Below are 22,164 nucleotides of genomic sequence, written 5' to 3'. Positions count from 1 at the left end.
GCCTTCCGATCAGGCGAGCACGTCGAACGACGCGTTGGCGGGGGAGAAGGGGGAGGGTGCGGGCGGCACGGGCTCCGGCCGGCCGGCCCCGTGCTCGCGCGGTGCTCCGTCGCGGGCGGGCGCGCCGTCGCGCGCCGAGCCGTCGCGGGCGGAGCCGTCGCGGAGTGAGCCGTCGCGGAGCGGGCCGCCGTCGGCGCCGGACTGGGGCGCGGCGCCCTGGCCGCCCTGCCCCGTCGGCGAGCCCGCCGCCGCATCGTCGGCGCCCAGGCCGAGCGTGGCGTGCGGCGCGGCGATGGCGAGGTCGCGGCGCAGGTCGGTGAGGATGTGTCGGATCGCGTCACGACCCGCATCGGACGGGGCGAACAGCTCGATGCGCAGGACGTCGCCGCTGATGCGCGCCCGCACCGTGACGGGGCCGAGATCCTCGGGCGAGACCGTGACCGTGACCTCGTGCGTGCCGTCGCCGGCGCGCGCGAGGTCGAGCAGCTGCGGGGCGAGCTGGGGAGCGAGGGGCGGCGCGGGGCGGGGCGCGGCGACGGGCGCGACGGGCGGCGCTGCGGGGGCGCGCACCTCGGCCGGGGCGGATGCCGCGGGTGCGGCGGGCGCCTCGGTCGCGCCGGCGGGGCGCTGCTCGGCCGCGGCCTCCGCCGGTGCCGCGGGCGCGGTGGGCGCAACCGGCGCGGCCGCTGCCTCCTCGCCCGTCGCGAGGGCGGGAGCCGGCGGAACGGGCGCCGCGGGCGCCGCGGGCGCCGGCGCCGGGTTCGCGGGCGTCTCGGCGCCGCCCGCGGCCGCCGGCGCGGTCGGCGCGGTGGCGCTCGGCGCGGCGTCCGCGCGGCCGGCCGGTGCTCGCGTCGGCACCGTGGCCGGCGGGGCGGCCGGAGGGGCGTCCGTGAGGGTCGCGGAGGCGGCGACCGCGCTCCCGGACGTCGCGGTCGCGGCCTGGGCGGCGGTCGGGGAGCTTGTCTCGCCGGCGGCGACGGAAGCCAGCGGCGCGGCATCGGCCGGGGCGAGGCCGGCGGCGGGATCGCCCGCGACATCCGGCGTCGCGGTCGCATCCGCGTCGGGCTCGGGCGCCGCGGGCGTGGAGTCGTCACCGAGCGGGAGGGCGGAGGGAGGGACCGGCATCGGCGCGGGCGGCGCCGGCGGCACCGGGAGGGCGGCGGCGCCGCCCGGGGCCGGCGCGTCCTCGGCGCCGCCGGGCTCGGGCGCGGCGGCGTCGCCGGCGGTGTCCTCCGCCGCGGCCTCGCCCGGCACGGGCGTGGCCGGTGCCTGCGCGCTCGCCTCCGTGGCATCGGCACCGGCGGCGGCGAGGGCCGCCGCGAAGCCGCCGGCCGTGGCCTGCGCGCCCTGGTCGCGGCCGGCCGAGGGCGCGGCGGGGGCGGGGGCGGCGACGAGGCCGACGAGGCTCACGAGCTCGCCCCCGTCAGCAGGCCGAGCGCCGATGACAGGCCGGTCTGCTGCGTCGCGAAGACGCTCTGCATCGCGGTGAGCATCTCGGCCTGCGTGATCGTCGATGCGGGGGCCGCGGCGACGGCCGGCTCGGCGGCGGTGGCCACGCGGCGGATCGTGGAGATCTCGTCGGGGGAGAGGTAGTTGTCGACGAGCTGCACGTCCTTGCCGGGGCGGGGAGCGTGGATGATCTTGCCGTCGCCGGCGTAGATCACGATGTGGCCCTCGCCCTTCGTGACGATGAGATCGCCGGGCCGCGCCTGGTCGAGCGAGGGCACCTCCACGCCGATGTCGGCCTGATCCTGCACCACTCGCGGCGCGTCGATGCCGAGGTCGGCGAGCACCCGCTGCACGAGCCCCGAGCAGTCCATGCCCGTCTCGTCCTCGCCGCCGAACACGTACGGCACGCCGAGGTAGTTCTTGGCCTGCGCGACGATGTCCTCGCCCGTGACGCCGCCGCCCGTCGGGGCGCCGGAGAGCGTGTTCAGCACCGTGTCGAACTCGGCCGCTCCCGTGGCGGCGGTCGTCGCCGTCCCCGCCGTCGTCGCGGTCGTCGACGTCGCGGCGGGCGTGCTCAGCTCCTGGATGGCGGACTGGATGCTGGCGATCCGATCCGTGATGGCGGAGATGCTCATGCGGCTCCTTCCCGGGGTGTGGACGCCCAGCGTCCCGTGGCGATCTCGTCGAGCGCGGTCTGCTCGGCGTGCAGCTCGCGGCTGCGCTCGCGCTCGCGGTGCGCGGCCTCGAGCTTCTCGAGGCCCCGCGCGCGGCGCTTGGCCTCGGCGTGCGCGCGGCGCGCCTCCTCCTCGGCGTCGCGGCGCTCGTCGCTCAGCAGGCTCAGCTCACTCAGCTGCGCCCTGGCCGCGGCGCGCGAGGCGGCGATGGCGGCGAGGGAGCGCACGTCGACCGCGGCGTCGCCGGCGCCGGCGAGGGCGGCGCGCGTGCGGCGCTCGCCCGCCTCCGCCTGGCGCGCGGCGATCGACGCGCGCGACAGGCGCTCGGCGGCGGCGCGCTCCTGCACGCCGCGCAGCCGCAGCAGTCCGGAGAGGGAGAAGCGCTCGCTCATGACAGGTCTCCGAACGACGACACGAGCACCTCGAGCCGTCGCCACGCCTCGGGGGCGGGGCACGACTCGTCGAGTGCCTGGGTGAGGAAGGCGGTGATGTCGCGGTCGTGCGCCACGGCGGCGTCGACGCGCGGATCGGCTCCCGGCTGGTAGGCGCCGATGTCGATGAGGTCCTTCGCGCCGCGGCGCGCGGCCATGACGGTGCGCAGGTGCGTGGCCAGCCGGCGCTGGTCGACCGTGGTGATCTTCGACGCGACGCGCGAGATCGATCCGAGCGCGTCGATGGCCGGATGATGTCCCGTGACGGCGAGCGCGCGATCGAGGACGATGTGGCCGTCGAGGATCGAGCGCGCGGCGTCGGCGATCGGCTCGTTGTGGTCGTCGCCGTCGACGAGCACCGTGTACAGGCCGGTCACCGATCCGCGGCTGCCCGTGCCGGCGCGCTCGAGGAGCCGGGCGAGCACCGAGAACGTCGACGGCGGGTAGCCGCGCGTCGCCGGCGGCTCGCCGGCCGAGAGCCCGATCTCGCGCTGCGCCATGGCCACGCGGGTGAGGGAGTCCATCATGAGCACGGCGTGCGCGCCCTCGTCGCGGAACGACTCGGCGATGCGCGTCGCCGTGAACGCGGCGCGCAGCCGGGCCATCGCGGGCTGGTCGGACGTCGCCACGACGACGACCGAGCGCGCCAGGCCCTCCGGCCCGAGGTCGTCCTCGAGGAACTCGCGCACCTCGCGGCCGCGCTCGCCGACGAGGGCGATGACGGCGACCTCGGCCTCGGTGCCGCGCGCGATCATCGACAGCAGCGACGACTTGCCCACGCCCGATCCAGCGAACAGGCCCAGCCGCTGGCCGCGGCCCACCGTCGTGAGCGTGTCGATCGCGCGCACGCCGAGCGAGAGTGGCGTGTCGATGCGGGCGCGATCCATCGCCGAGGGCGGATCGTTGTCGAGCGTGACGCGCGGGGCGTCGATCGGGCCCTTGCCGTCGATCGGGCGGCCCAGCCCGTCGAGCACCCGTCCGCGCAGCGCGTCGCCGGCGGGCACGCGCAGCGGTCCGCCGGCCGCCCGAGCGGGGGCGCCCGCCGTGAGCCCCGTGACGGGCGCGAGCGGCATGCAGCGCGCGCCGTCGGTGCCCGTCGCGACGACCTCCGCCGCGATCCCGTCGCCGAGCGTGACGAGATCGCCGACGGCGCTGTCGAGCCCGCGCACCTCCACGGCGAGCCCGCGCACCTGCGCGACCGAGCCCATCCGCTCCGGTCGCACGGCCTCGAGCACGGCGTCCCAGCTCATGATCCGCCACCCGTCTCGGCGGCGTCGCCGGCCTCGAGGGCGCGGCGGGCGCGGTCGAAGGCCGCCGCGACCCGCGCGTCGACGAGGCCCTCGGGCAGCACCGCGACGGCGTCGCCGCGCGCCAGCGAGGCGTCGGCCGTGAGGGCGAGCCCGTCGGGCGCGGCACCGGCCTCGCGCAGCGTCTCGAGATCGACGGGGTTGAGGCGCAGCTCCCGCACCTCGGCCGCGCCGGCGCCGGACAGCGCGCGGCGCACGGCGAGCGCCGCGGCGTCTTCCGCGGTGCTCAGCTCGCGGCCGACGACGGCCTCGGCCAGCTCCACCGCGAGCCGCTCGAGCGTGCGGCAGCCCGCCTCGACGAGCTCGCGCTCCCGCGCGGCGAGCGCGGCCACGGCGGCGTCGAGCGCGACGAGCGCCTGGCCGATGCGGCGCTCGGCCGCGATGCGCTCCTGCTGGCGCTCGTGCGCGAGCTCCTCGCGGATGAGCGAGACGGCCTCGTTCGCGGCGCGCATGCCCGTGGCATGACCGGCGGCGTAGCCGCGGATGCGGGCCGCCTCGAACTCGCGCTCCCGCTCGGCGCCGCGCCGGTCGATCCGGGGGAACACCGCCGAGGTGAACGAGGGGGCGTCAGTAGACATACTCGTCCTCGTCCGAGCGGTGCACCGTGATGTCGCCCGACGCGGCGAGCGAGCGGATCGTGCGGACGATGTCCGCCCTCGCCTCCTCGACCTGCGAGACGCGCACGGGGCCCATGATCCGGATCTCCTCGTCGAGCACCTCGCGGTTGCGCTCCGAGACGTTCTTGCGGATGACGTCGGCGATGGCCTGGTTCACGCCCTTGAGCGCGAGGGCCAGCGTGCGGATGTCGACGCCGCGCAGCACGCGCTGGGCGTCGCGGTCCTCGAGCTTGACGATGTCGGCGAAGGTGACCATGCGCGAGCGGATCTCCTCGGCCAGCGCCGTATCGCGCGCGTCGATGCTCTCGAGCAGCGCCTTCTCGATCGTGGCGTCGGAGCGGTTGATGATCTCGACGAGCGGCTGCACGCCGCCCACAGCCTCGGCGCCCTCGCGCATCGCGAACACGCCCGTGCGCGAGCGCATCGTCTCGGCCACGACCGCGATCGCCTCCTGCGTCGCCGATCCCATCGTCGCGATCGACTGCGCGACGTCGGTGCGCAGCGGATCGGGGAGGGCGGCGAGCACGTGGGCGGCGTGGCTGGTGCGCAGGTGCGCCAGGATGAGCGCGATCGTCTGGGGCAGCTCGCCCTCCAGCAGCGTCGCGAGCTGCTCGGGGTCGGCCGCGTTGAGGAACTCCAGCGAGGTGCCGGCCATGCTCGAGTTCACGCGCGTGAGCACGCCCGCGGCGCGGTCGGCGCCGAACGACGCCTCCAGCAGCGAGGCGGCGACGTCGCGGCCGCCGCGGCCCGGCGGCAGGTGCCCCTTCGCGAGCCGGTGGAACTCGCGCAGCGCGCGCGCCGTCGTGGCCGCGTCGGGCTGGCGCATCCGGATGATCTCGGCGGCGATCTCCTCGGCCTCGGTCTCGGTGAGGTGCTTCATGACCTCCACCGCCCGGGAGCGATCGAGGTTCATGAGGACGACGGCCGCCTTCTGGGTGCCGGTGAGCGTGCTCACACGCTCACCTCCTCGCCGATCATGGCGCGCAGCGCCTCGGCGGTCTTCTGCGGGTCGCGGCGTGCGATCGACTCGAGCTCGATGCGGTGGCGCTCGAGCGCGATCTGGTCGGGCTCCGGCCCCTCGGGCTCCGGGTCGATGTCGCGGCCGAGCGGAACGGTGGGCGGCGTCTCGATCTGGGGCGTCTCGAAGGCGACCGTGGGCGGCTCCGCCGCGTCCTGCGGCGTGAGCAGGAGCGTCGGGGTCGCGTCGAGGGCGGCCATCGGCTCCATCTCGTCCGCGGTGCGGCGGCGGCGCAGGCGCACGGCGAGGATGATCACGCCGATCAGCAGCGGCAGGGCGATGGCGACGGCGATCGCGGCGGTGCGCAGCAGCGCGTCCATCCGCTCGGCCTGCTCGGCCTCGCGCGCCTGCTCCAGCGCGGCCTGCGCGGCATCGGCGTCGGCCGTGCTGAAGGGCATCGTCGCCACGGTCACCTGGTCGCCGCGCGCGGCGTCGAGGCCGGCGGCGGTGGCGACGAGCTCCTCGAGCTGGCCCACGTCGAGGCCGGCGGCGGCCTCCTCGTTCACCGCGACCGAGACCGTCTGGCGCTCGATGGCCCCGGCGGGCGTCGAGACGCGCTCGGTGCTCTTGTTCACGCTGTTGTCGACGATCGTCTCGCTCGACTCGTACGATCCGGCGCCCTGGCCGTCGGGCACGGCGATGTTGTCGGGGCCGAGCACGCCGGCGCCGCCGCCCGTGCCCGTGTACGTCTCGGTGCGCGTCTCCTCCGTCGCGGGCGGCACGTCCTCCGGGTTCGTGAACGTCTCGTCCACCCGCTCGCTCGTGGCGTTGGACACGTCGGCGGCGACCGTGACGGTGGCGTTGCCGGCGCCGACGACGCGATCCAGCATCTCCTGGATGCTCGCGGCCACCTTGGCCTCGTAGGCCGAGGCCTGGTCGTCGAGACCGCCGGCCGGGCCGGTGCCCACGGCCGAGAGCGTCTCGCCCGCCTGGTCGATCACGGCGACGTTCTCGGGCGCCATGCCGCTGATCGCGGCGGAGGTGAGGTGCACGATCGCGTTCACCTGTTCGCGGCTGAGCGTCGATCCGGACTTCGTCTCGACGAAGACCGAGGCGGTGGGATCGACCGTCTCGGAGACGAATACGCTCTCCTCGGGGATCGCCAGCTGCACCGAGGCCGCGCCTACGCCCTCCATGGACGAGATCGTGCGCGCCAGCTCGCCCTCGATCGCGCGCTTGTACGTGACCGACTGCTGGAACTCGCTCGTCGTCACGCCCATGTCGTCCAGCAGCGTGTAGCCGTTCGTGCCGTCGCCCGGCAGGCCCGCCGCCGCGGCGGCGAGGCGCTGGTCGTACACGTCCTGCTGCGGCACGAGCACCGTCGCGCCGCCGTCGGCGAGCTCGTACGGCACGTTCGCGGTCTGCAGCTGCTCGACCACGGCGCTCGCGTCCGAGGCGGTGAGCCCCGTGAACAGCGGCGCGTACTGGGGCCGCGTCAGCCAGCTCGTCAGGGCGATCACGCCGAGCGCGAGCACGGCCACGCCGATGATGGCGATCGTGCGCTGCGCGAGCGTGAAGCCCGAGATCGCGCGCCCGATCCGCCCGAAGAAGCCGCTCACCGCCTGGGGCATCAGGCCTGCATCCTCATGATCTCGTTGAAGGCGTCGACGCCCTTGTTGCGCACGGCCGCGACGAGCTCGAGCGTGACGGAGGCGCGCGTGGAGGCGATCATCGCCGAGTGGATGTCGTCGAGGTCACCGGTCACGGCGGCCACGGCCAGCTCGTTCGAGGCGGCCTGCAGCTTCGCCAGCTCGTCGACCGCGCCCGTGACGGAGTCCGCGAACGCGGTGCCGTCGGTGGCGGGGGCCGTGGGGCGGGGGAGCAGCGCGTCGGCCGCGCCCGAGAGGGAGTCGATGGCGTCGATGGGGGGCATCAGGAGCGTCCGATCTGCAGGGCGGCCTCGTAGGTCGTCTTCGCGCGGTCCACCACCGCCGCGCTCGCCTGGTAGCCGCGCTGGGCCAGGATGAGCTGGCTCATCTGCGCGCCGAGGTCGATGTCGGGGTAGCGCACGTAGCCGTCGTCGTCGGCGAGCGGGTGGTCGGGCTCGTACACCAACCGGCCCTCCTCATCGCCGTACGCGATGCCCGCGACGTACACGCCGGGGCTGTCCGCCGAGTTCTGGACCATCACGTAGCGCTCCTGGAACGCCGCCTCGTCGGTGGCGCGGGCGTTGTTGACGTTGGCGATGTTGTCGCTGAGGGCGTCGAGCCACTTGCGGTGCACCGTCAGGCCGGTGCCGGCGATGCCGATCGCGTCGAAGGTCACGCGTTCCTCCTCACGAGGTCGTGCGCAGGGCCGTGCGCACGCCGTTGAACGAGCCGCCGATGGCCTGGCTGGCGAACTGGTAGCGCAGGACGGTGTCGATGTTCGACAGGGTCTCGGTGTCGAGGTTGACGTTGTTGCCGTTCAGCCGCGTGGGCTCGAGCGACTCGGCGGTCGTCGCCTCGGCGACGCCGGAGCCCTCCGCCACCGAGCGGGCGAGGGCGTCCTCGAACTGCACCCGCTTGGCGTGATAGCCGGGGGTGTTGACGTTCGCGATGTTGTCGGCGATGGCGCGCTGTCGCTGCGACAGGCCGTCGAGCGCGCTCGTGAGCGCGCTGATGGTGACCGAGTCGAACACGAGGACGTGTGCCCTTCAATAGCAGCTGTCCGGCCGATCCGTGGCCTCAGGGTCGAGCGATCCGTGCTCACGGTGCTCTATCGGCAGCCGCGCGCCGCGCGTTAGGAACGGATTCTCAGCCGTCCAGATCGACGTACGCCGGGCGGCCCTCCGGGGCGCCGGGAACCCGGCGCAGCGCCGTCAGCTGCGCGAGGGTCTCGTCGCGCTCGCGGGCCAGCGCGGCCACGCGCTCGCGCTGCGCCTGCAGCACGCGGCGCGCCCGCGCCTCGAGCTCGGGCGGCAGCTCGGCGGCCGGCCGCGTCCACGGCGCGGGAGCGGCGCCGGGCGCCAGGTCGCGCTCGAAGCGGTCGAGGAGCGTCGCCCACGCGCGCAGCGCGTCGTTCTCAGGCACTGGCGTGCATCGGGGCGGTCGTCGCAGCCTGCGCGGCGCCGTGCCAGGCCTCGCGCAGCGGCGCGATGAGGTCGCGGCACTCGCGCGTGCGCTGCGGGTCGCGGCCGATGTTCGCGCCGATCAGGGTCGTGGTGAGGTGCACGTAGAGCGCGCGCAGCGAGGCGCTGCCGTCCCACGTGTCGGCGAGCGAGGCGTTCAGCTCGGCGACGATCGCCTGCGCGTGCACGAGGTGGGTGGACGCGTCCTGCCAGTTCCCCGCGAGCTGGGCGGCCTCGGCGCGCTCGACGTCGAGCAGCAGGCGGTCGTACAGCATCGTGACGAGGCGCTCGGGCGTGGCCGAGAGCACGGCGTCGGTCTGGTAGCGCTGCTGGGCCGCGCGCAACTGCGCGACGCGGGCGCCGGGTGCGAATGCGGTCATCACTTCTTCCCGTTGTTGTAGGTGGGCAGCGCCGCCAGCTGCGAGGTGAGGTACTCCTGCTGCGACTGCATCTGCGAGAGCATCGTCTCGAGGGCCGCGTAGGTGCGCTCGAGCGTCGCGCGGCGCTGCTCGAGGCGCAGGTCCCAGCGTTCGATCTGGTCCTCGAGGGCGTCGACCTCGCTCTCCTGCCCCGTGATGCGGGTGGTGAGCATGCCGTCGTACGGGTCGGAGTACTGCTTGGTGACCGTCTCGACGCGCCCCGCGATGCCGGTGAAGACGCTCTCGACGAGGGCGGGATCGTCCGCCAGTGCGGCCTCGAACTTCTCGGCGTCGAAGCTGAGCACGCCGTAGCGGTCGATCGAGATGCCGATCGACGAGGGCGAGACGCCGTCGACGGGGTACTGCACGGCGTCGGCCAGCGCGCGGCGCAGCGCCCGCACGGTGCTGTCGCCCGTGTAGACGCCGAGGGTCGTGCTCTCGCCGGCGCCGCCGACCGTCGCCTTGGAGCCCTCGTCGATGCGCTTGAGCACCGCGGCGATCGAGTCGACGAACGTCTTCGCGGTCTTGGCGCTCGCGGCGGTGTCGGCGGAGACTGAGACGGTGACGGGCTCGCTCGTGACCTTCGACACGGTCACGTCGATGCCGGGCATGAGGTCGTCGAAGGTGTTCGTGGACGAGGTGACGACCTGCTCGGCCGCCGTGCCCGCCCACAGCCGCACCTGCGCGTCCTGGCCCTGGGCGACGACGGCCGCGCCGGGCTCGGTCGCGAGGTCGACGGCGGTGCCCGCGTCGACGGAGGCGGCGTCGCCCCGGTACAGCTGGAAGGTGTCGGCGGCGCCGCTGGCGTTCGCGACGAGCTGCAGGCGCTGCAGCGGGTCGCCGTTCGCGTCGACGCCGGCCGAGACGACCTGCGCGGTCACGGGCGCGCCCGCCTTGTTGATGGCGGCGGCGACCTCGGTGAGCGAGGTGCCGACCGCGACGATCTCGGTCTGGTTGCCCTCGGCGTCGACGAGCGTGAGGGTGGGCGGCTGCTCGGGCCACTCCGTCAGCGCCGACGTCACGACGGTGTGGGCCGTGGCCACGCGGTCGACGACGACCTCCATGCGCGACGCGGCGGCCCCGGCGGAGGCGGTCACGGCGACGGCGTCGCTCGAGCTCGTGGCGGTGTAGGCGGCGAGTGAGTCGGCCTTCTTCGCGCCGGTCGCCTTCGTGAGCAGGTCCTGCAGCGAGGTGTTCAGGGTCTGCAGGTGGCTGATGACGACGCCCTTGTCGTCCGCCTTGTTCTGCAGCAGGGTGCGGGGGATCGCCTGGACGTCCATGAGGGCGTCGATCAGCGCTGTCGTGTCGAGTCCGGACGCGAGTCCGTCGAGCGAGAGTGACATGTCGCCTTCCCGGTTCGGGGGATGGTGGGGGACCGCCCGGGCGAGAGCGGAGGCCGCGTCTCGCCCGGGCGGTCAGCCGGCTCACTGCAGCAGCTGCAGCACGCCCTGCGTCGACTGGTTCGCCTGCGCGAGCATGGCGGTGCCGGCCTGCGACAGGATGTTCGCGGCGGTGTACTTGACCATCTCCGACGCCATGTCGGTGTCGCGGATGCGGCTCTCCGCGGCCGAGAGGTTCTCCGACGAGACCTGCAGCGAGTTGATCGTCGACTCGAAGCGGTTCTGGACCGCACCGAGGTCCGCGCGCGCCGCGGAGATCGAGGTGATCTGCGCGTCGATCAGCTCGATCGAGGCGCGGGCGTTCTCTGCGGTGTTGAACTGCACACCGCCCGAGACGGCCGTGCCCTCGACGCCGGCCGTGACGCCGGTGCCCGGCGTGGTGTTGGCCGCCGTGGTCAGCGTGCCGCCGTTCAGCGCGGTGACCACGATGCCGGTGCCGGCGCCGTTGGCGTCCTTCGCGACCGTGACCGAGAAGTTCGCCGCGAAGTCCTCGTCGGCGCGCAGCGCAGCTGCGTACTCCTCGACGCTGGCGAAGCCCGTCGCCGTGTCGGTGCCCAGCGTGTCATCGAGCGTGCCGGTCTCGACCGTCGTCGTGACGCCGTCCTTTACGACCACGAAGGTCGCAGCGCCGGTGGTGAGCGCGGTGACATCGGCGATGGCGAAGGTGGTACCCGAGACAGTGAGGTCGCCGCCATCGATCGCGTTCGCGATCGCCTTGACGTTCGCGCTCGACAGATTGACGTCGATCTTGTTCGCGTCGGTGCCGTCGGCGCCGACCTGGAACGTGAGCTGCGACTTCGAACCGTCCAGCAGGTTGATCCCGTTGAAGTTGGTCGACTCGCTGATGCGGGTCAGCTCCTGGGAGAGCTGGGTCGCCTCCTTCTGGATCGCGCCGCGCGACTCGTCGTTGTTCGAGTCGTTGCCGGCCTGCACCGCGAGGTCGCGCAGGCGCTGCAGGATGGAGTGGACCTCGGTCAGGGCGCCTTCCGCGGTCTGGATGACCGAGATGCCGTCCTGGGCGTTGCGGGCGGCCACGTTCAGGCCGTTGACCTGCGAGCGCAGGCCCTCGGAGATCGCGAGACCGGCCGCGTCGTCCGCCGCGCGGTTGATCCGCAGGCCGCTCGAGAGCTTCTCGAGCGACTTCGACAGATCGTTCTGCGTGTTGGACAGGTTGCGGTAGGCGTTGAGCGCCGACACGTTGGTGTTGATCTGCATACCCATGGTGTTCCTCCGTGACTGGGTGGTGGTGCGGAGCCCGTCCGTGAGCTCCATGCAGACCTATCGGCAGCGCCGCGCCATCCGTTAGGCGCGGCGCGAGCCGATCAGGCGCTGGCCGCGCGGGGGAGGAACGCGTGGGCGAGGCGGCCGCCGCCGGCGGCGATGCGGTCGAAGTACGACTCCCGCGCCGAGGCCGACACGCGCGAGGTGGGCGCGGGCAGCGCGGTGGGCTCGTCGGCGTAGAAGCGGTCGAGCGCGTCGCGCAGCAGGCGCAGCGCCTCCGAGCGCTGCTGCGACACGGCCGAGTGCGACACGCCCAGCTCCGCCGCGACGTCCTTCACGGGGCGCTCCTCGAAGTACACGGCCTGCACGATGAAGCGCATCCGCTCCGGCAGCGCCGCGATCGCGCGCGTGAGCACGTCCTGGCGCTCGCCCAGCACGGCGGCGTCCTCGGGCAGCGGCTGCTCGGCGGCGACCTCGTAGACGCTCGGCTCGTCGATGCTCGTCACCGTGCGGGCCGCGTCGGCGAGGCTCTCGGCCACCGCCGCCGTGTCGACGCCCATCGCGGTGGCGATCTCGTCGTTCGTGGGGGTGCGACCGAGGCCCGCCGCGAGCGTGTCGTGCACGGCCACGGTCTCCTTGATGCGGCGCCGGATGCCGCGCGAGGCCCAGTCCATGGAGCGCATCTCGTCGGCGAAGGCGCCGAGGATGCGTCGTCTCGCGTACGCTCCGAAGGGAACCCCCTGATCGGGATCGAACGCCTCGGCGGCGGTCACGAGCGCGAGCGCTCCGGCGGCGGCCAGATCCTCCCGCGGGATGTGGGTGGCACGCGAGCTGAGCTCGGCTGCCAGGAAGCCCACCAGGGGCAGGTTCTCGACGATGAGACGATCGCGCTCGACAGACGTCATGCCGGAGCCGCCTTTCGGGGGAACGGGGCGGTGGGGGAGCGAATCTTCAGTTTCCTGTCCGGGGAGTTTCTGGGGAGAACTACCCATGTACTACCCGGACACACGTAACCGTAGTGGCACACCTGCCGACAGTGTCAAGTGCGCGGCCATGGCGTGTCGTGGTTCAGGGGGAGATGGGAATCGGTCACATGGGAGCGAATGAGCTGTCGATGCGGCTGTGGCGCGAGCGCGAGCTGCTCGAGTCCCTGCTGTTCAAGCTCGAGGAGCAGGAGCTCATCCTCGCGGCCGGCCGCTCGCGGTGGGTCCAGCTCGCCGCGGACGAGGTCGAGGACGTGCTCGGCCGCATGCGTCACGCGGGGCTCGGACGCGCGATCGAGGTGACCTCGGTCGCGGAGGAATGGGGAGCCCCGGCGGACGCGACGCTGCGCGACCTGATCGCGCACGCGCCCACCGACGCATGGCGCGAGGTCTTCGAGGAGCATCTCGCGGCCCTGACGGCGCTCGCCGCCGAGGTCGCCGAGCGGCGCGACGCGAACACCCTGCACCTGCGCGCGGCGCTGCGCGCGACCCAGGAGGCCATAGCGGGACTGGGCGTCGACACCGGCGAGTACGGCGTCGACGGCGCCAGCGCCAAGGGGGACGCCGCGCCGCGCATCCTCGACACCGAACTGTGACAGCACACGCGAGCTGAGGGAGAGATCTTGTCCACCTTCTCGGGACTGAACACCGCCGCCTCGGCGCTGGCCGCCGCGCGGCGCGGCATCGACGTGACCGGTCAGAACATCGCCAACCAGAACACCCCCGGCTACACGCGCCAGCGGCTGGAGACCTCGGCGCTGGCGCCCGTCGCGCGGGCCGGCATGTTCAGCACGGGCGTCGTGCCCGGCCAGGGCGTCTCGATGGACGGCATCGCGCGGCTCGGCGACTCGCTGCTCGACGCGCGCGTGCGCGACGCGGTGGGCGCCTCGGCGTACTGGGGCGTGCGCGCCGAGGTGGCCGGCATCGCGGAGTCCGCCCTGTCCGAGCCGACCGAGGCCGGCCTCGCCGCCGCGCTCACCCGCTTCTGGAACGGCTGGCAGGACCTCGCCAACTCGCCGGACTCCGAGGCCGCCGCCGCCGTCGTGCTGAACAACGCCGGCGTGCTGTCGTCGCAGATCGCCGCCGGCTACACAGCGGTCACGGATCAGTGGAGCGGCCTGCGCGCGGGCGTAGACCTCACGGTGTCCGAGGTGAACGTGGCCGCCGACGAGATCGCGCAGCTGAACCGCGAGATCCGCGACGCCCTGAACTCGGGCCGCTCGGCCAACGAGCTCATGGATCGGCGCGGCGTGCTGGCCGAGGAGGTCGCGCGCCAGACGGGCGCGCAGGCGACCATCGAGCCCGACGGCACCATGACGGTGCGGATCGACGGCAACGCGCTCGCCGCGGGCACCGAGTCGCGCCACCTCGTCGCGAGCGGACCGCAGGGGCTCGCGGAGGGCGAGCCCGTCACCGTGGCGTGGGCGCACCGGCCGGACGTGCCGCTGGCCTCGGTGGGCGGCGCGCTGGGCGGCACGCTGTCGGTGCTCGCGCCCGCGGCCGACGGCGGCACGCTGGCCGGCGTCGCGGACGCCTACAACCGCCTGGCCACGAGCCTCGCGACCACCGTGAACGCGCAGCACGCCGAGGGCGTGACGTCCGACGGCACGCCGGGCGGGGCGTTCTTCGACGCCTCCGGCACCGGCGCACCCGCCCTGCTGCTGCGGGTCGTGCCGACGAGCGGCCGCGAGCTCGCGATCGCGCGGCCGGACAGCGGGGCGCACGACTCGTCCAATGCCGACGCGATCTCGCAGATCGGCACTGCCGCGGGCTCGCCCGACGCGCTGTGGGCCGACTTCGTCACGAGTCTGGGCGTCGCCACGGCCGGCGACGCGCAGCGGGCGACGGTCGCGCAGGTGGCCGCCGTGACGAGCGCCGCCGCCCAGCAGTCCGTCGCCGGCGTGGACGGCGACGAGGAGACGATCAACCTCCTCACCTACCAGACGGCCTACCAGGCCGCCGCCCGCGTGCTCACGGCCGTCGACGAGGCGCTCGACGTCCTCATCAACCGCACCGGCCTCGTGGGCCGCTGAGCCCGGAACGTCCGAAAGGCAACACGATGATCTCCCGCGTGACCGCGCAGACCATGACGCAGGCGTCGCTGCGCCACCTCCAGAGCAACCTCGCCGAGCTCTCGAAGCTGCAGGAGAAGGCCACCTCGCAGCGCGCCTTCCTCTCGCCGTCCGAGAACCCCTCGGCCGCCGCCGCGACGCTCGCGGTGCACGCCGAGCAGGGGCGTAACGAGCAGTACGCGCGCAACATCGACGACGCCATGGCGTGGGTGACCACCGCCGACCAGGCCATCTCGTCGGGCGTCACCCTCATGCAGCGGGTGCGCGTGCTCACGCTGCAGGGCGCCAACGACGGCGCCCTCGACGCCACGGCGAAGGAGGCCATCGCCGTCGAGCTCGAGACGATCCGCGACGAGCTGCTCGCCGCCGCGAACACCCGCCTGCTCGGGCGCTCGGTGTTCGCGGGCACGTCGGATGCCGCGACCGCGTTCCAGGGCGGCGACTACGCGTACAACGGCGTGCCGGGCTCGGAGGTGACGCGCCGCATCTCGGACGGCGTCACGGTGCGCGTCGACGCCGACGGCGCGGCCGTCTTCGGGGAAGGCGACGAGTCGGCCTTCGCTCTCGTCGACAGCATCATCGCCGACCTGCGCGCCGGCGTGAACGTGGGCGCGCACGTGACCGCGATCGACGAGCGCACCACGGCTATGCTCAGTGCCCAGGGTGCCGTGGGTGCCCGCCAGGCACAGATCGAGCGCGCGCAGGAGGTGGCCGTGAACAAGTCGGTCTCGCTCGAGACGCGCCGCGCCGCGGTCGAGGACGTCGACACCGTCGAGGTGCTCGTGCAGCTGCGGGCGCAGGAGCTCGTCTACCAGTCGTCGCTGCAGGTCACGAGCCGCGTGCTGCAGCCCACCCTGCTGGACTTCCTCGCGTGAGCGCGGCCCTGCAGTTCGTCGCCCCGCCGCCGGGGCTGGCCCCGCACACGGAGTTCGTGCTGTCGCCCGTCGAGGGCGCCGACGGCCTGTTCGCGCTGCGCGCCGTCGCCGACGCCGACCTGCGCATGTTCCTCGTCGATCCGGCCGTGTCGCTGCCCGGCTACGCGCCCGTGCTCACCGACGAGCAGGCGCAGGCGCTCGCGCTCGACTCGCCCGACGACGCACTCGTGCTCGTCGTGGCGAACCCCGGCGCGGATGGCGTCCACGTGAACCTCCTCGCGCCGGTCGTCGTCAACACCGCCACGGGCGCCGCCGCCCAGGTGATCCTGGAGGGTCAGGACCTGCCGCTGCGCGCCCCCCTCGGCTGAGGCTCCCTCAGCCCTCGGGCCCCTGACCCGCGTCGAACGCCTCGCGATAGCGGGCGTCGGCCTCCTCGAGCAGCCGGTCGTCCAGTCGCGCGACGGGCACGGCGTGCGCGAGCAGCGGCTCGCAGTCGGGTCCGCGGCCCACGAGCCGGCCGGTGAGCACCCACGCGTGCCGGTCGGGGTGCGCCTCCGCGAGGTGCCGGTACTGGCACAGCTGGCGCGCCAGCCAGTCGGCGACCGGCCGCGTCCACCACGGCTCGGGCGCGAGCGGATTGACCGAGAGCCCCGGCAGCTCCAGCCCGCTCTCGGTGTCCATGCTGCCGCCGTCGCCGTCGTCCGCCGGGCCCTGCGAGTAGCGCGCGTGCAGCGCGGGCCGCGCGCCCACCAGCTCCTCCAGCTCCGCGAGCGAGCGCACGGGCTCTCGCTCGTACTCCTCCCGCTCGAGCATCCGATCCGTCATCGTGCGGACCTGCCCCTCAGGCCGCCGGGTCCAGGACGACCTTGATGCAGCCGTCCTCCTTGCGCTGGAACGTGCGGTACATGTCGGGCGCCTCGGCCAGCGGCACCCGGTGGGTGGTGAGGTCGGCGGTGCCGAGCGGATCGTCCTCCCGCTCCACGAGCTCCACGAGCTGCGGCACCCAGCGCTTCACGTTGCACTGTCCCATGCGCAGGCAGAGCTGCTTGTCGAACATCGTCTTCATGGGCAGGATGTCGGCGTCGCCCGCGTACACGCCGCTGACGGACACGGTGCCGCCGCGCCGCACGAGGTCGATGCCCGCCAGCAGCGCGGCCGTGCGATCCATGCCCAGGTGATCCATCACGGGGCGGGCGACGGCGTCCGGCAGCGCCCCGAGCGCGTGGTGGGCGGCGTGCACGGCCGGGGTGCCGTGCGCCTCGAGCCCGACGGCGTCGATCACCGCGTCGGCACCGCGGCCGTCCGTCGCGTCGCGCACGCGCTCGGCCGCCTCGTCGATGTCGTACGCGTCCACCCCGTGGCGCGCCGCCATCGCGCGCCGCTCCGGCACGGGATCCACCGCCAGCACGCGGTGCCCCAGATGCCGCGCGATGCGGGAGGCGAACTGTCCGACGGCGCCGAGCCCGAGCACGGCCACGGTGCCGCCCTCGGGCACGTGCGCGTACTGCACGCCCTGCAGCGCCGTGGGCAGCACGTCGCTGAGGAACAGGTAGCGCTCGTCCGGCAGCTCCTCGCCGACCGGGACGGTGTTGTAGTCGGCCAGCGGCACGCGCAGCAGCTCGGCCTGCCCGCCGGGAACCTGGCCGTACAGCTTGGTGTAGCCGAACAGCGCCGCGCCCGTGCCCTGCTCTCTCACCTGCGTCGTCTCGCACTGGGACTGCAGGCCGTGACGGCACATCCAGCAGTGCCCGCACGCGATGTTGAACGGCACGACCACGCGCTGACCGGGGCGCAGCGACGTGACCTCGGCTCCGACCTCCTCGACGACGCCCATCGCCTCGTGCCCGAGGATGTCGCCCGCGTCGAGGTACGGGCCGAACAGCTCGTACAGGTGCAGATCGGATCCGCAGATCGCGGTCGACGTCACGCGGACGATCGCATCGGTGGGCTCCTCGATGCGCGGGTCGGGCACCTGCTCGACCGATACGTTGCGGCGTCCCTGCCAGGTGAGCGCTCTCATCAGATCTCCTCGTCGATGTCGGTGCGGATCACGCCCGCCGGACCCGGCTCATGAGGAACCCGGATCGCGGCAGGGTGGGGAACCGGCGCAGGTCCACCCCGAGGTCCTGCGGCGGCACTTCGTAGGCGGTGCGCTGCGTGAGCAGCCGTACGATCTCCTCGAGCAGCTCGATCGCAAGCGGCTCGCCCGGGCAGCGGTGGGTGGTCGCGAGGTCGTCGCCGGCACCCTGGGCGATCAGCGCGTTCGCGGCGTGCGCGCGCCGGTCGTCGGAGCCGGCGGCGGGATCGTGCCGCTCGGGGCGGAAGCGCAGCGGCTCGGGCCACAGCGCCGGATCGCGGTGGGTGGCGAAGATGTCGAGCGCCACGAGGGCGCCCGGCGCGAAGCGCTCGCCGCGCCACTCGAGCTCGTGGGTCGCGCGTCCCGCGACGAGCGGGAAGAAGGGCGCCGTGCGGCGCACCTCCTGCACGAAGCCGCGCAGGTGCTCCTCGTCGCCGGCGCGGAAGCGCTCGGCCCAGGACGGGTGCCGGTGCAGCGCGAGCGCGGCGAACACCGCGAACCGTCCGACGGCCACGGTGGGGCGCAGCAGGTTGATGAGCTCGACGGCGGCGACCTCGTCGTCCAAGCCCCTGCCGTCGGCGTCGCGGTGGGCGATCAGCCTGCCCACGACGGCGCCGCGGCTGCCGTCGCGCGCGTCGCGCACGAGCTCCTGTGCCCAGCGCTCGGTGGACCGGCGCCGCAGCCGACCGCGCCAGTTGCGCGGGCCGAAGCCGCCGGCGCCGTCGAGCATGGCCAGGAACTCCTCGGTGCGGGCGCGGGCGGTGTCGTCGTCGAGCGGCAGCCCCGCCCAGCGGCACGCCGCGCGCGTGAGCACCTCGGCGACGACCTCGTGCAGCCGCACCATGTCGGTGCGCTCCCACGCCGGCAGCGCGGCGTCCCACTCCTCGCGCACGAGCCGCGCCATCCGCTCGCGGCCCGCCGGCTCGAGCAGCTCGAGGAAGAGGGCCTTCCTGGTGCGGTGCGCGTCGGCGGCCAGCGTCTGCACGCTGCCCTCGTCCTGCAGCGAGTGCAGCACCGAGGCCGGCATGGCCGCCGTGCGCGAGAAGCGGTCGCCCTCGGCGAAGAACCGCGCAGCCTCGGGGCCGCGCACGAAGGTCGCGGGCATGCCGAGCAGGCGGGTGCGGAACGCATCCGACCCCAGCCGGTCGAACCGGCGCGCGCCGAAGCCGTAGCCCTCCGCCAGGAGGGCGAGGGTCGCGTCGCCGCGCACGCGGGGGATCGGGGCGGCCGTGTGCCGGTGGGTGACGGCCGTCATGCCGCCGTCGCCATCGCGTAGATCGTCAGCGCGATCGCGACGCCGACCACGGCCATCGCGCCGAGCAGGCTCGCGAAGAGCGCGCTGCGGCGCCCGCCGAGCGGCTGGGTGAGCGCCACCGCGACGATCGCCGCGAAGAGCACCACCTCGAGCGCGATGCCGAGCCAGGCGACGAGCCCGGCCTCGGGAACCGAGACCGCGAACAGCACGACGCAGACGGCGCCGAGGAGGCCGGCGGGGATCAGCCACCACGCGGCGCGGCCGCCGCGCATGCTGCCGCGGGAGCCGCGACGCGGCGCCCGCCCGTCGTCGACGGGCTGTGTCGCCGACGGGCGCTCGGCCCCGCGAGCGTCCTCCCGCCGCGCGGGCCGCGGCTCGGGTTCCATGGATCCGTCCGCGGCGCGCGTGCCCACGCCGGGGATGTCGTTCTGGCTCGAGACGTTCTGGATCGATCCGCGGTCGTCCGGCGACACCCGCGGCGCGTCGGCCGCGCCGCTGTCGGCGCCCCCGCCACCCGGCGGGATCTCCTCGCGCATGTCCGGCTCCCTCATGTGGTTCTCCGGTCAGAGGTCCTCGGGCGAGACGTCTCCCTGGCCCTCGGGGCCGAGGTCGGCGAGCTCGGGGTCCTCGCCCTGCGACTCCGGCTGCACCTCGATGCCCGGCAGGTCCTCGACCGGCACCTCGTCCTCGTCGCCGGGGATCTCGGCCGGATCCGCGCCCGTCCCCGTCACGTCCGTCCCGAGACCGCCCGTGCCCGTCGTCTCCGCGTCGGAGCCCACGCCCTCCCACTCGCGCTGGGCGGGATCGTCGAGCGGGTCGGCGGTCACCGACGTGTCGCGCTCGTTCGTGCTCGGCTCCTCCAGGGGGTCGAAGTCCTGCATGTCCTCGTCCACGGCGGCGGCGCGCTCGCGGCCCTCGTCTGCGGCGTTCGTCATGTGCTCGTCCCCTTCCGGTTGGGATGTCGGGCCGGTTCGGATGTCGGGCCGGTTCGGATGTCGTGCTGCCAGCCTGGGACGCCGCGCCCCCGACCGGCAGGGGGTTGATTCCTGCGAGGCGCCGATGTAACCCTCCGGCGTCCCGCTCGGCGCGGCTATCACGGTGCCGAGCGGGCGACAAGGGGGCGGCGCCCGCCGGCCGCGCGCGGCAGGATCGGGTCATGACGGATGCTCGATCGCTGTGGCACGCCACCGCCCCGCCCATCCCGGTCGACGAGGACCTCCCGGCGGATGTCGACGTCGCCATCGCCGGAGGGGGTCTCGCCGGCATCGCCGCCGGCATGGCCCTCGCCGAACGCGGCCTCAGCGTGGCGGTGCTCGAGGCCGAGAAGCTCGGCGCGCGCACCACCGGGGGGACCACGGGCAAGCTGAGCCTGCTGCAGGGCGGCATGTACAGCCGCATCCTGCGCCACACGGGCGACGAGGTGCTGCGCGCGTACCGCGCGGGCAACGAGGCCGCACGCGACTGGATGCGCGAGCGGCTGGAGGGCACGCCGGGCACGATCGCGCGGCGCGACGCCCTGACCTATGCCACGACCGACGACGGCGTGCGCGCGCTCGACGAGGAGGCCGAGGCCCTCGCCGCCGCGGGCGTCGACGTGCAGCGGCACGGCCGGGGCACCGTGGGGCTTCCGTTCGAGGTCTCCGCCGCACTGCGCCTGCCCGACCAGGACCAGCTGCACCCGATGCTCGCCCTCGCCGCGCTCACCGCCCGGCTGCGTCGCCGCGGGGGCGTCGTGCGGGAGGGCTGCCGCGTGCGCGCGGCGGAGCCGGGGGACGACGGCGTGCGCGTGACGACCGAGCGGGGCGAGATCCGGGCGGAGCGGCTCATCCTCGCCACGGGCACGCCGATCCTCGATCGCGGGCGGATGTCGTCGCGCCTGGCGGTCTCGCGGGAGTTCGCGGCGGCCTACCGGCTGCCCGACGCCGTGCGGCCGCCCAAGGCGATGTACCTGTCCGTCGACCCCGTGCCGCGGTCGCTGCGCTCCGCGCGAGGGCTCGACGGCGAGCCCGTGCTCGTCGTGGCGGGCGACCCGTTCGAGACGGGCAGGGAGGACGACACGCCGGCGCGGCTCGAGGCGCTGGACGCCTGGGTGCGCGCGGTCTATCCGCGCGCCTGGCGGATCACGTGGTGGGCCGCGCAGGACTACCGCACGACATCCGCGATCCCCCACGCGGGCGAAGTGCCCGGCTCGAAGGGGCGGATCTTCGCCGCGACCGGGTTCGCGAAGTGGGGCATGACGAACGCCCCGGCGGCGGCGCTCGCGCTGGCGGGGCAGATCGCGGGCGACGAGCCCGAGTGGTCGGCGCGCCTGCGCGCGCATCGCGGCGGGCTGCGGGACGCCGCCGAGGCCGTGACCGTGAACGCCGCCGTCGCGGGGCACCTCGTGTGCGGCTGGGCGGCGCCTGGCGGGGGAGCCGACGACGAGAGCGCGACCGTCGAGCGGCGCGGCGCCGCGATCGTGGCGGAGTCGACGGTGCGCGGCGAGCGGTGCGCCGTGTCGGCGGTGTGCACGCACCTGGGCGGCATCGTGCGCTGGAACGGCGCCGAGCGCACGTGGGACTGCCCGCTGCACGGCTCGCGCTTCGCGCCGGACGGGCGCGTGATCGAGGGGCCTGCGGTCGACGACCTCGCGCCGCACGAGCCGTCCTGAGCCGCGCGGACCGGCGCCGGTGGGGTGCGGGAGGACGTACGGTCGAAGTATGCGCGCGAATGAGGCAGACCGATGACCGACGCGACGGGGATGACCGACCGGTTCAAGTCCGTGTTCCGCCAGCATCCCGCCGCCGTCACCCTGATCACGGGACTCGCGCCGGGAGGGCCCGTCGGCCTCACGGCGTCCAGCCTGTCGTCCGTGGCGGCCGCACCGCCGGCCGTGTCGTTCTCGGTGACCCGCGCCACGGGGTCGGCCGGCGGGCTGCTCGCCGCCGGCGACCTGTCGATCCACCTGCTCGGCGCGCAGCACGCCGCCACGGCCCTGGCCTTCTCCCGCTCGGGCGCGGAGCGCTTCACGGCCGCGCAGGGGTGGGAGTGGGACGCGGAGGGGCGCCCCTTCCTGCCCGACGCCCGCGCCACACTGCGCTGCCGCATCATCGACACCCTGCGCGTCGCCGACTCGTCGCTCGTCGTCGCGGAGGTGCTCGACGTCGTGATCGGTCCCGAGGCCGAGCCGCTGCTGTACCACGACCGCCGCTTCCACGCGTTCGATCCGGACGCCCGCGCGATCGATCCCGCGCTGCCGGCGGCCGCGCCCGACCGGGACGTGCCGCGCGCCTGAGTCACGCTTCGTCACATCCCTCGCGGGTGTCGCCGGCCCGGGT

General features: G+C 74.5%; 26 protein-coding genes. 6 read left to right on the top strand and 20 right to left on the bottom strand.

Annotation, left to right across the window (positions count from 1 at the left end; all coding sequences use genetic code 11):
* Window positions 1–9: 9 nt before the first annotated feature.
* The 15 genes from ACWDR7_RS05670 to ACWDR7_RS05600 form a co-directional block, all read right to left on the bottom strand.
* On the bottom strand, window positions 10–1,410 hold the full coding sequence (locus ACWDR7_RS05670) for a flagellar hook-length control protein FliK (RefSeq protein ID WP_449853956.1): 1,401 nt from the start codon (window positions 1,408–1,410) through the stop codon (window positions 10–12).
* Window positions 1,407–2,084 carry a C40 family peptidase gene (locus tag ACWDR7_RS05665; protein WP_449853955.1) on the bottom strand — a complete coding sequence of 226 codons (678 nt, stop codon included), beginning with the start codon at window positions 2,082–2,084 and terminating at the stop codon, window positions 1,407–1,409. Before ACWDR7_RS05665 ends, ACWDR7_RS05670 begins: the two co-directional genes overlap by 4 nt.
* A complete protein-coding gene (locus ACWDR7_RS05660) occupies window positions 2,081–2,515 on the bottom strand; it encodes a hypothetical protein (protein WP_449853954.1) in 435 nt (144 codons plus the stop codon). Before ACWDR7_RS05660 ends, ACWDR7_RS05665 begins: the two co-directional genes overlap by 4 nt.
* Window positions 2,512–3,804 carry a FliI/YscN family ATPase gene (locus ACWDR7_RS05655; RefSeq protein WP_449853953.1) on the bottom strand — a complete coding sequence of 431 codons (1,293 nt, stop codon included), beginning with the start codon at window positions 3,802–3,804 and terminating at the stop codon, window positions 2,512–2,514. The genes ACWDR7_RS05660 and ACWDR7_RS05655 overlap by 4 nt, the downstream gene beginning before the upstream one ends.
* Window positions 3,801–4,439, bottom strand: coding sequence for a FliH/SctL family protein (locus ACWDR7_RS05650; protein WP_449853952.1), 639 nt, complete (start codon window positions 4,437–4,439; stop codon window positions 3,801–3,803). The genes ACWDR7_RS05655 and ACWDR7_RS05650 overlap by 4 nt, the downstream gene beginning before the upstream one ends.
* Window positions 4,429–5,433: a flagellar motor switch protein FliG gene (gene fliG / locus ACWDR7_RS05645; RefSeq protein ID WP_449853951.1), complete on the bottom strand. Its 1,005-nt coding sequence runs from the start codon at window positions 5,431–5,433 to the stop codon at window positions 4,429–4,431. Before fliG ends, ACWDR7_RS05650 begins: the two co-directional genes overlap by 11 nt.
* Window positions 5,430–7,067 (bottom strand): flagellar basal-body MS-ring/collar protein FliF, encoded by a 1,638-nt coding sequence (fliF, locus tag ACWDR7_RS05640; protein WP_449853950.1) that lies wholly within the window; start codon window positions 7,065–7,067, stop codon window positions 5,430–5,432. Before fliF ends, fliG begins: the two co-directional genes overlap by 4 nt.
* Window positions 7,067–7,369, bottom strand: coding sequence for a flagellar hook-basal body complex protein FliE (gene fliE, locus ACWDR7_RS05635; RefSeq protein WP_449853949.1), 303 nt, complete (start codon window positions 7,367–7,369; stop codon window positions 7,067–7,069). Before fliE ends, fliF begins: the two co-directional genes overlap by 1 nt.
* Window positions 7,369–7,761 carry a flagellar basal body rod protein FlgC gene (locus ACWDR7_RS05630; RefSeq protein WP_449853948.1) on the bottom strand — a complete coding sequence of 131 codons (393 nt, stop codon included), beginning with the start codon at window positions 7,759–7,761 and terminating at the stop codon, window positions 7,369–7,371. The genes fliE and ACWDR7_RS05630 overlap by 1 nt, the downstream gene beginning before the upstream one ends.
* A gap of 10 nt (window positions 7,762–7,771) precedes the next feature.
* Window positions 7,772–8,116: a flagellar basal body rod protein FlgB gene (locus tag ACWDR7_RS05625; RefSeq protein WP_449853947.1), complete on the bottom strand. Its 345-nt coding sequence runs from the start codon at window positions 8,114–8,116 to the stop codon at window positions 7,772–7,774.
* A 115-nt stretch (window positions 8,117–8,231) separates the two neighbouring features.
* Entirely contained in the window at window positions 8,232–8,507 is a 276-nt protein-coding gene (locus ACWDR7_RS05620; RefSeq protein ID WP_449853946.1) for a hypothetical protein, read from the bottom strand.
* Window positions 8,500–8,925, bottom strand: a complete 426-nt coding sequence (fliS, locus tag ACWDR7_RS05615) for a flagellar export chaperone FliS (protein ID WP_449853945.1) — start codon at window positions 8,923–8,925, stop codon at window positions 8,500–8,502. Before fliS ends, ACWDR7_RS05620 begins: the two co-directional genes overlap by 8 nt.
* On the bottom strand, window positions 8,925–10,307 hold the full coding sequence (gene fliD / locus ACWDR7_RS05610) for a flagellar filament capping protein FliD (RefSeq protein ID WP_449853944.1): 1,383 nt from the start codon (window positions 10,305–10,307) through the stop codon (window positions 8,925–8,927). The genes fliS and fliD overlap by 1 nt, the downstream gene beginning before the upstream one ends.
* An 81-nt stretch (window positions 10,308–10,388) precedes the next feature.
* Window positions 10,389–11,585, bottom strand: coding sequence for a flagellin N-terminal helical domain-containing protein (locus ACWDR7_RS05605; protein WP_449853943.1), 1,197 nt, complete (start codon window positions 11,583–11,585; stop codon window positions 10,389–10,391).
* 101 nt (window positions 11,586–11,686) lie between these two features.
* Window positions 11,687–12,490, bottom strand: a complete 804-nt coding sequence (locus ACWDR7_RS05600; RefSeq protein WP_449853942.1) for a sigma-70 family RNA polymerase sigma factor — start codon at window positions 12,488–12,490, stop codon at window positions 11,687–11,689.
* 188 nt (window positions 12,491–12,678) lie between these two features.
* Here ACWDR7_RS05600 and flgN point away from each other — a divergent pair, with 188 nt between their 5' ends.
* The 4 genes from flgN to ACWDR7_RS05580 are packed head-to-tail and all read left to right on the top strand — an operon-like array spanning window position 12,679 to window position 15,883.
* The gene (gene flgN / locus ACWDR7_RS05595) at window positions 12,679–13,164 is read left to right on the top strand and encodes a flagellar export chaperone FlgN (RefSeq protein WP_449853941.1); all 486 of its coding nucleotides are present in this window, start codon (window positions 12,679–12,681) and stop codon (window positions 13,162–13,164) included.
* Window positions 13,165–13,191: 27 nt separating this feature from the next.
* Window positions 13,192–14,601, top strand: a complete 1,410-nt coding sequence (gene flgK / locus ACWDR7_RS05590) for a flagellar hook-associated protein FlgK (RefSeq protein WP_449853940.1) — start codon at window positions 13,192–13,194, stop codon at window positions 14,599–14,601.
* 38 nt (window positions 14,602–14,639) lie between these two features.
* Window positions 14,640–15,515 carry a flagellar hook-associated protein FlgL gene (gene flgL, locus ACWDR7_RS05585; protein ID WP_449853939.1) on the top strand — a complete coding sequence of 292 codons (876 nt, stop codon included), beginning with the start codon at window positions 14,640–14,642 and terminating at the stop codon, window positions 15,513–15,515.
* Entirely contained in the window at window positions 15,512–15,883 is a 372-nt protein-coding gene (locus tag ACWDR7_RS05580) for a flagellar assembly protein FliW (protein WP_449853938.1), read from the top strand. Before flgL ends, ACWDR7_RS05580 begins: the two co-directional genes overlap by 4 nt.
* Before the next feature lie 7 nt (window positions 15,884–15,890).
* Here ACWDR7_RS05580 and ACWDR7_RS05575 read toward each other — a convergent pair whose 3' ends face one another.
* From ACWDR7_RS05575 to ACWDR7_RS05555, 5 genes are read right to left on the bottom strand one after another with little or no spacing between them, the layout of a single operon-like run.
* Window positions 15,891–16,340 carry a DUF6098 family protein gene (locus ACWDR7_RS05575; protein WP_449853937.1) on the bottom strand — a complete coding sequence of 150 codons (450 nt, stop codon included), beginning with the start codon at window positions 16,338–16,340 and terminating at the stop codon, window positions 15,891–15,893.
* Between the two features lie 16 nt (window positions 16,341–16,356).
* Window positions 16,357–17,535 carry a zinc-dependent alcohol dehydrogenase gene (locus ACWDR7_RS05570; protein ID WP_449853936.1) on the bottom strand — a complete coding sequence of 393 codons (1,179 nt, stop codon included), beginning with the start codon at window positions 17,533–17,535 and terminating at the stop codon, window positions 16,357–16,359.
* Window positions 17,536–17,563: 28 nt separating this feature from the next.
* A complete protein-coding gene (locus ACWDR7_RS05565; protein WP_449853935.1) occupies window positions 17,564–18,847 on the bottom strand; it encodes a cytochrome P450 in 1,284 nt (427 codons plus the stop codon).
* Entirely contained in the window at window positions 18,844–19,398 is a 555-nt protein-coding gene (locus ACWDR7_RS05560) for a hypothetical protein (RefSeq protein ID WP_449853934.1), read from the bottom strand. Before ACWDR7_RS05560 ends, ACWDR7_RS05565 begins: the two co-directional genes overlap by 4 nt.
* Before the next feature lie 12 nt (window positions 19,399–19,410).
* A complete protein-coding gene (locus ACWDR7_RS05555) occupies window positions 19,411–19,782 on the bottom strand; it encodes a sugar ABC transporter ATPase (protein ID WP_449853933.1) in 372 nt (123 codons plus the stop codon).
* A 221-nt stretch (window positions 19,783–20,003) separates the two neighbouring features.
* On the opposite strand from ACWDR7_RS05555, the gene ACWDR7_RS05550 reads away from it, so the two are divergent.
* Complete coding sequence (locus ACWDR7_RS05550) at window positions 20,004–21,497, top strand: FAD-dependent oxidoreductase (RefSeq protein WP_449853932.1); 1,494 nt, start codon at window positions 20,004–20,006, stop codon at window positions 21,495–21,497.
* 72 nt (window positions 21,498–21,569) lie between these two features.
* Window positions 21,570–22,121: a flavin reductase family protein gene (locus ACWDR7_RS05545; RefSeq protein WP_449853931.1), complete on the top strand. Its 552-nt coding sequence runs from the start codon at window positions 21,570–21,572 to the stop codon at window positions 22,119–22,121.
* Window positions 22,122–22,164: the final 43 nt, after the last annotated feature.

Source organism: Microbacterium sp. NPDC003461, from assembly GCF_053588335.1.
The sequence above is the reverse complement of the archived record's forward strand: the minus strand, read 5'-3'. Positions and strand labels throughout refer to the sequence as shown.

Excerpts from the sequence above, each read along its gene's own strand:
- fliE (WP_449853949.1), bottom strand. The coding sequence starts at position 7,369 with ATGCCCCCCATCGACGCCATCGACTCCCTCTCGGGCGCGGCCGACGCG.
- ACWDR7_RS05575 (WP_449853937.1), bottom strand. The coding sequence starts at position 16,340 with ATGACGGATCGGATGCTCGAGCGGGAGGAGTACGAGCGAGAGCCCGTG.
- ACWDR7_RS05600 (WP_449853942.1), bottom strand. The coding sequence starts at position 12,490 with ATGACGTCTGTCGAGCGCGATCGTCTCATCGTCGAGAACCTGCCCCTG.
- ACWDR7_RS05555 (WP_449853933.1), bottom strand. The coding sequence starts at position 19,782 with ATGACGAACGCCGCAGACGAGGGCCGCGAGCGCGCCGCCGCCGTGGAC.
- ACWDR7_RS05560 (WP_449853934.1), bottom strand. The coding sequence starts at position 19,398 with ATGAGGGAGCCGGACATGCGCGAGGAGATCCCGCCGGGTGGCGGGGGC.
- ACWDR7_RS05650 (WP_449853952.1), bottom strand. The coding sequence starts at position 4,439 with ATGTCTACTGACGCCCCCTCGTTCACCTCGGCGGTGTTCCCCCGGATC.
- ACWDR7_RS05660 (WP_449853954.1), bottom strand. The coding sequence starts at position 2,515 with ATGAGCGAGCGCTTCTCCCTCTCCGGACTGCTGCGGCTGCGCGGCGTG.
- fliD (WP_449853944.1), bottom strand. The coding sequence starts at position 10,307 with ATGTCACTCTCGCTCGACGGACTCGCGTCCGGACTCGACACGACAGCG.
- ACWDR7_RS05550 (WP_449853932.1), top strand. The coding sequence starts at position 20,004 with ATGACGGATGCTCGATCGCTGTGGCACGCCACCGCCCCGCCCATCCCG.
- ACWDR7_RS05570 (WP_449853936.1), bottom strand. The coding sequence starts at position 17,535 with ATGAGAGCGCTCACCTGGCAGGGACGCCGCAACGTATCGGTCGAGCAG.
- ACWDR7_RS05665 (WP_449853955.1), bottom strand. The coding sequence starts at position 2,084 with ATGAGCATCTCCGCCATCACGGATCGGATCGCCAGCATCCAGTCCGCC.
- ACWDR7_RS05565 (WP_449853935.1), bottom strand. The coding sequence starts at position 18,847 with ATGACGGCCGTCACCCACCGGCACACGGCCGCCCCGATCCCCCGCGTG.
- ACWDR7_RS05545 (WP_449853931.1), top strand. The coding sequence starts at position 21,570 with ATGACCGACGCGACGGGGATGACCGACCGGTTCAAGTCCGTGTTCCGC.
- fliF (WP_449853950.1), bottom strand. The coding sequence starts at position 7,067 with ATGCCCCAGGCGGTGAGCGGCTTCTTCGGGCGGATCGGGCGCGCGATC.
- ACWDR7_RS05655 (WP_449853953.1), bottom strand. The coding sequence starts at position 3,804 with ATGAGCTGGGACGCCGTGCTCGAGGCCGTGCGACCGGAGCGGATGGGC.
- ACWDR7_RS05605 (WP_449853943.1), bottom strand. The coding sequence starts at position 11,585 with ATGGGTATGCAGATCAACACCAACGTGTCGGCGCTCAACGCCTACCGC.
- flgN (WP_449853941.1), top strand. The coding sequence starts at position 12,679 with ATGGGAGCGAATGAGCTGTCGATGCGGCTGTGGCGCGAGCGCGAGCTG.
- fliS (WP_449853945.1), bottom strand. The coding sequence starts at position 8,925 with ATGACCGCATTCGCACCCGGCGCCCGCGTCGCGCAGTTGCGCGCGGCC.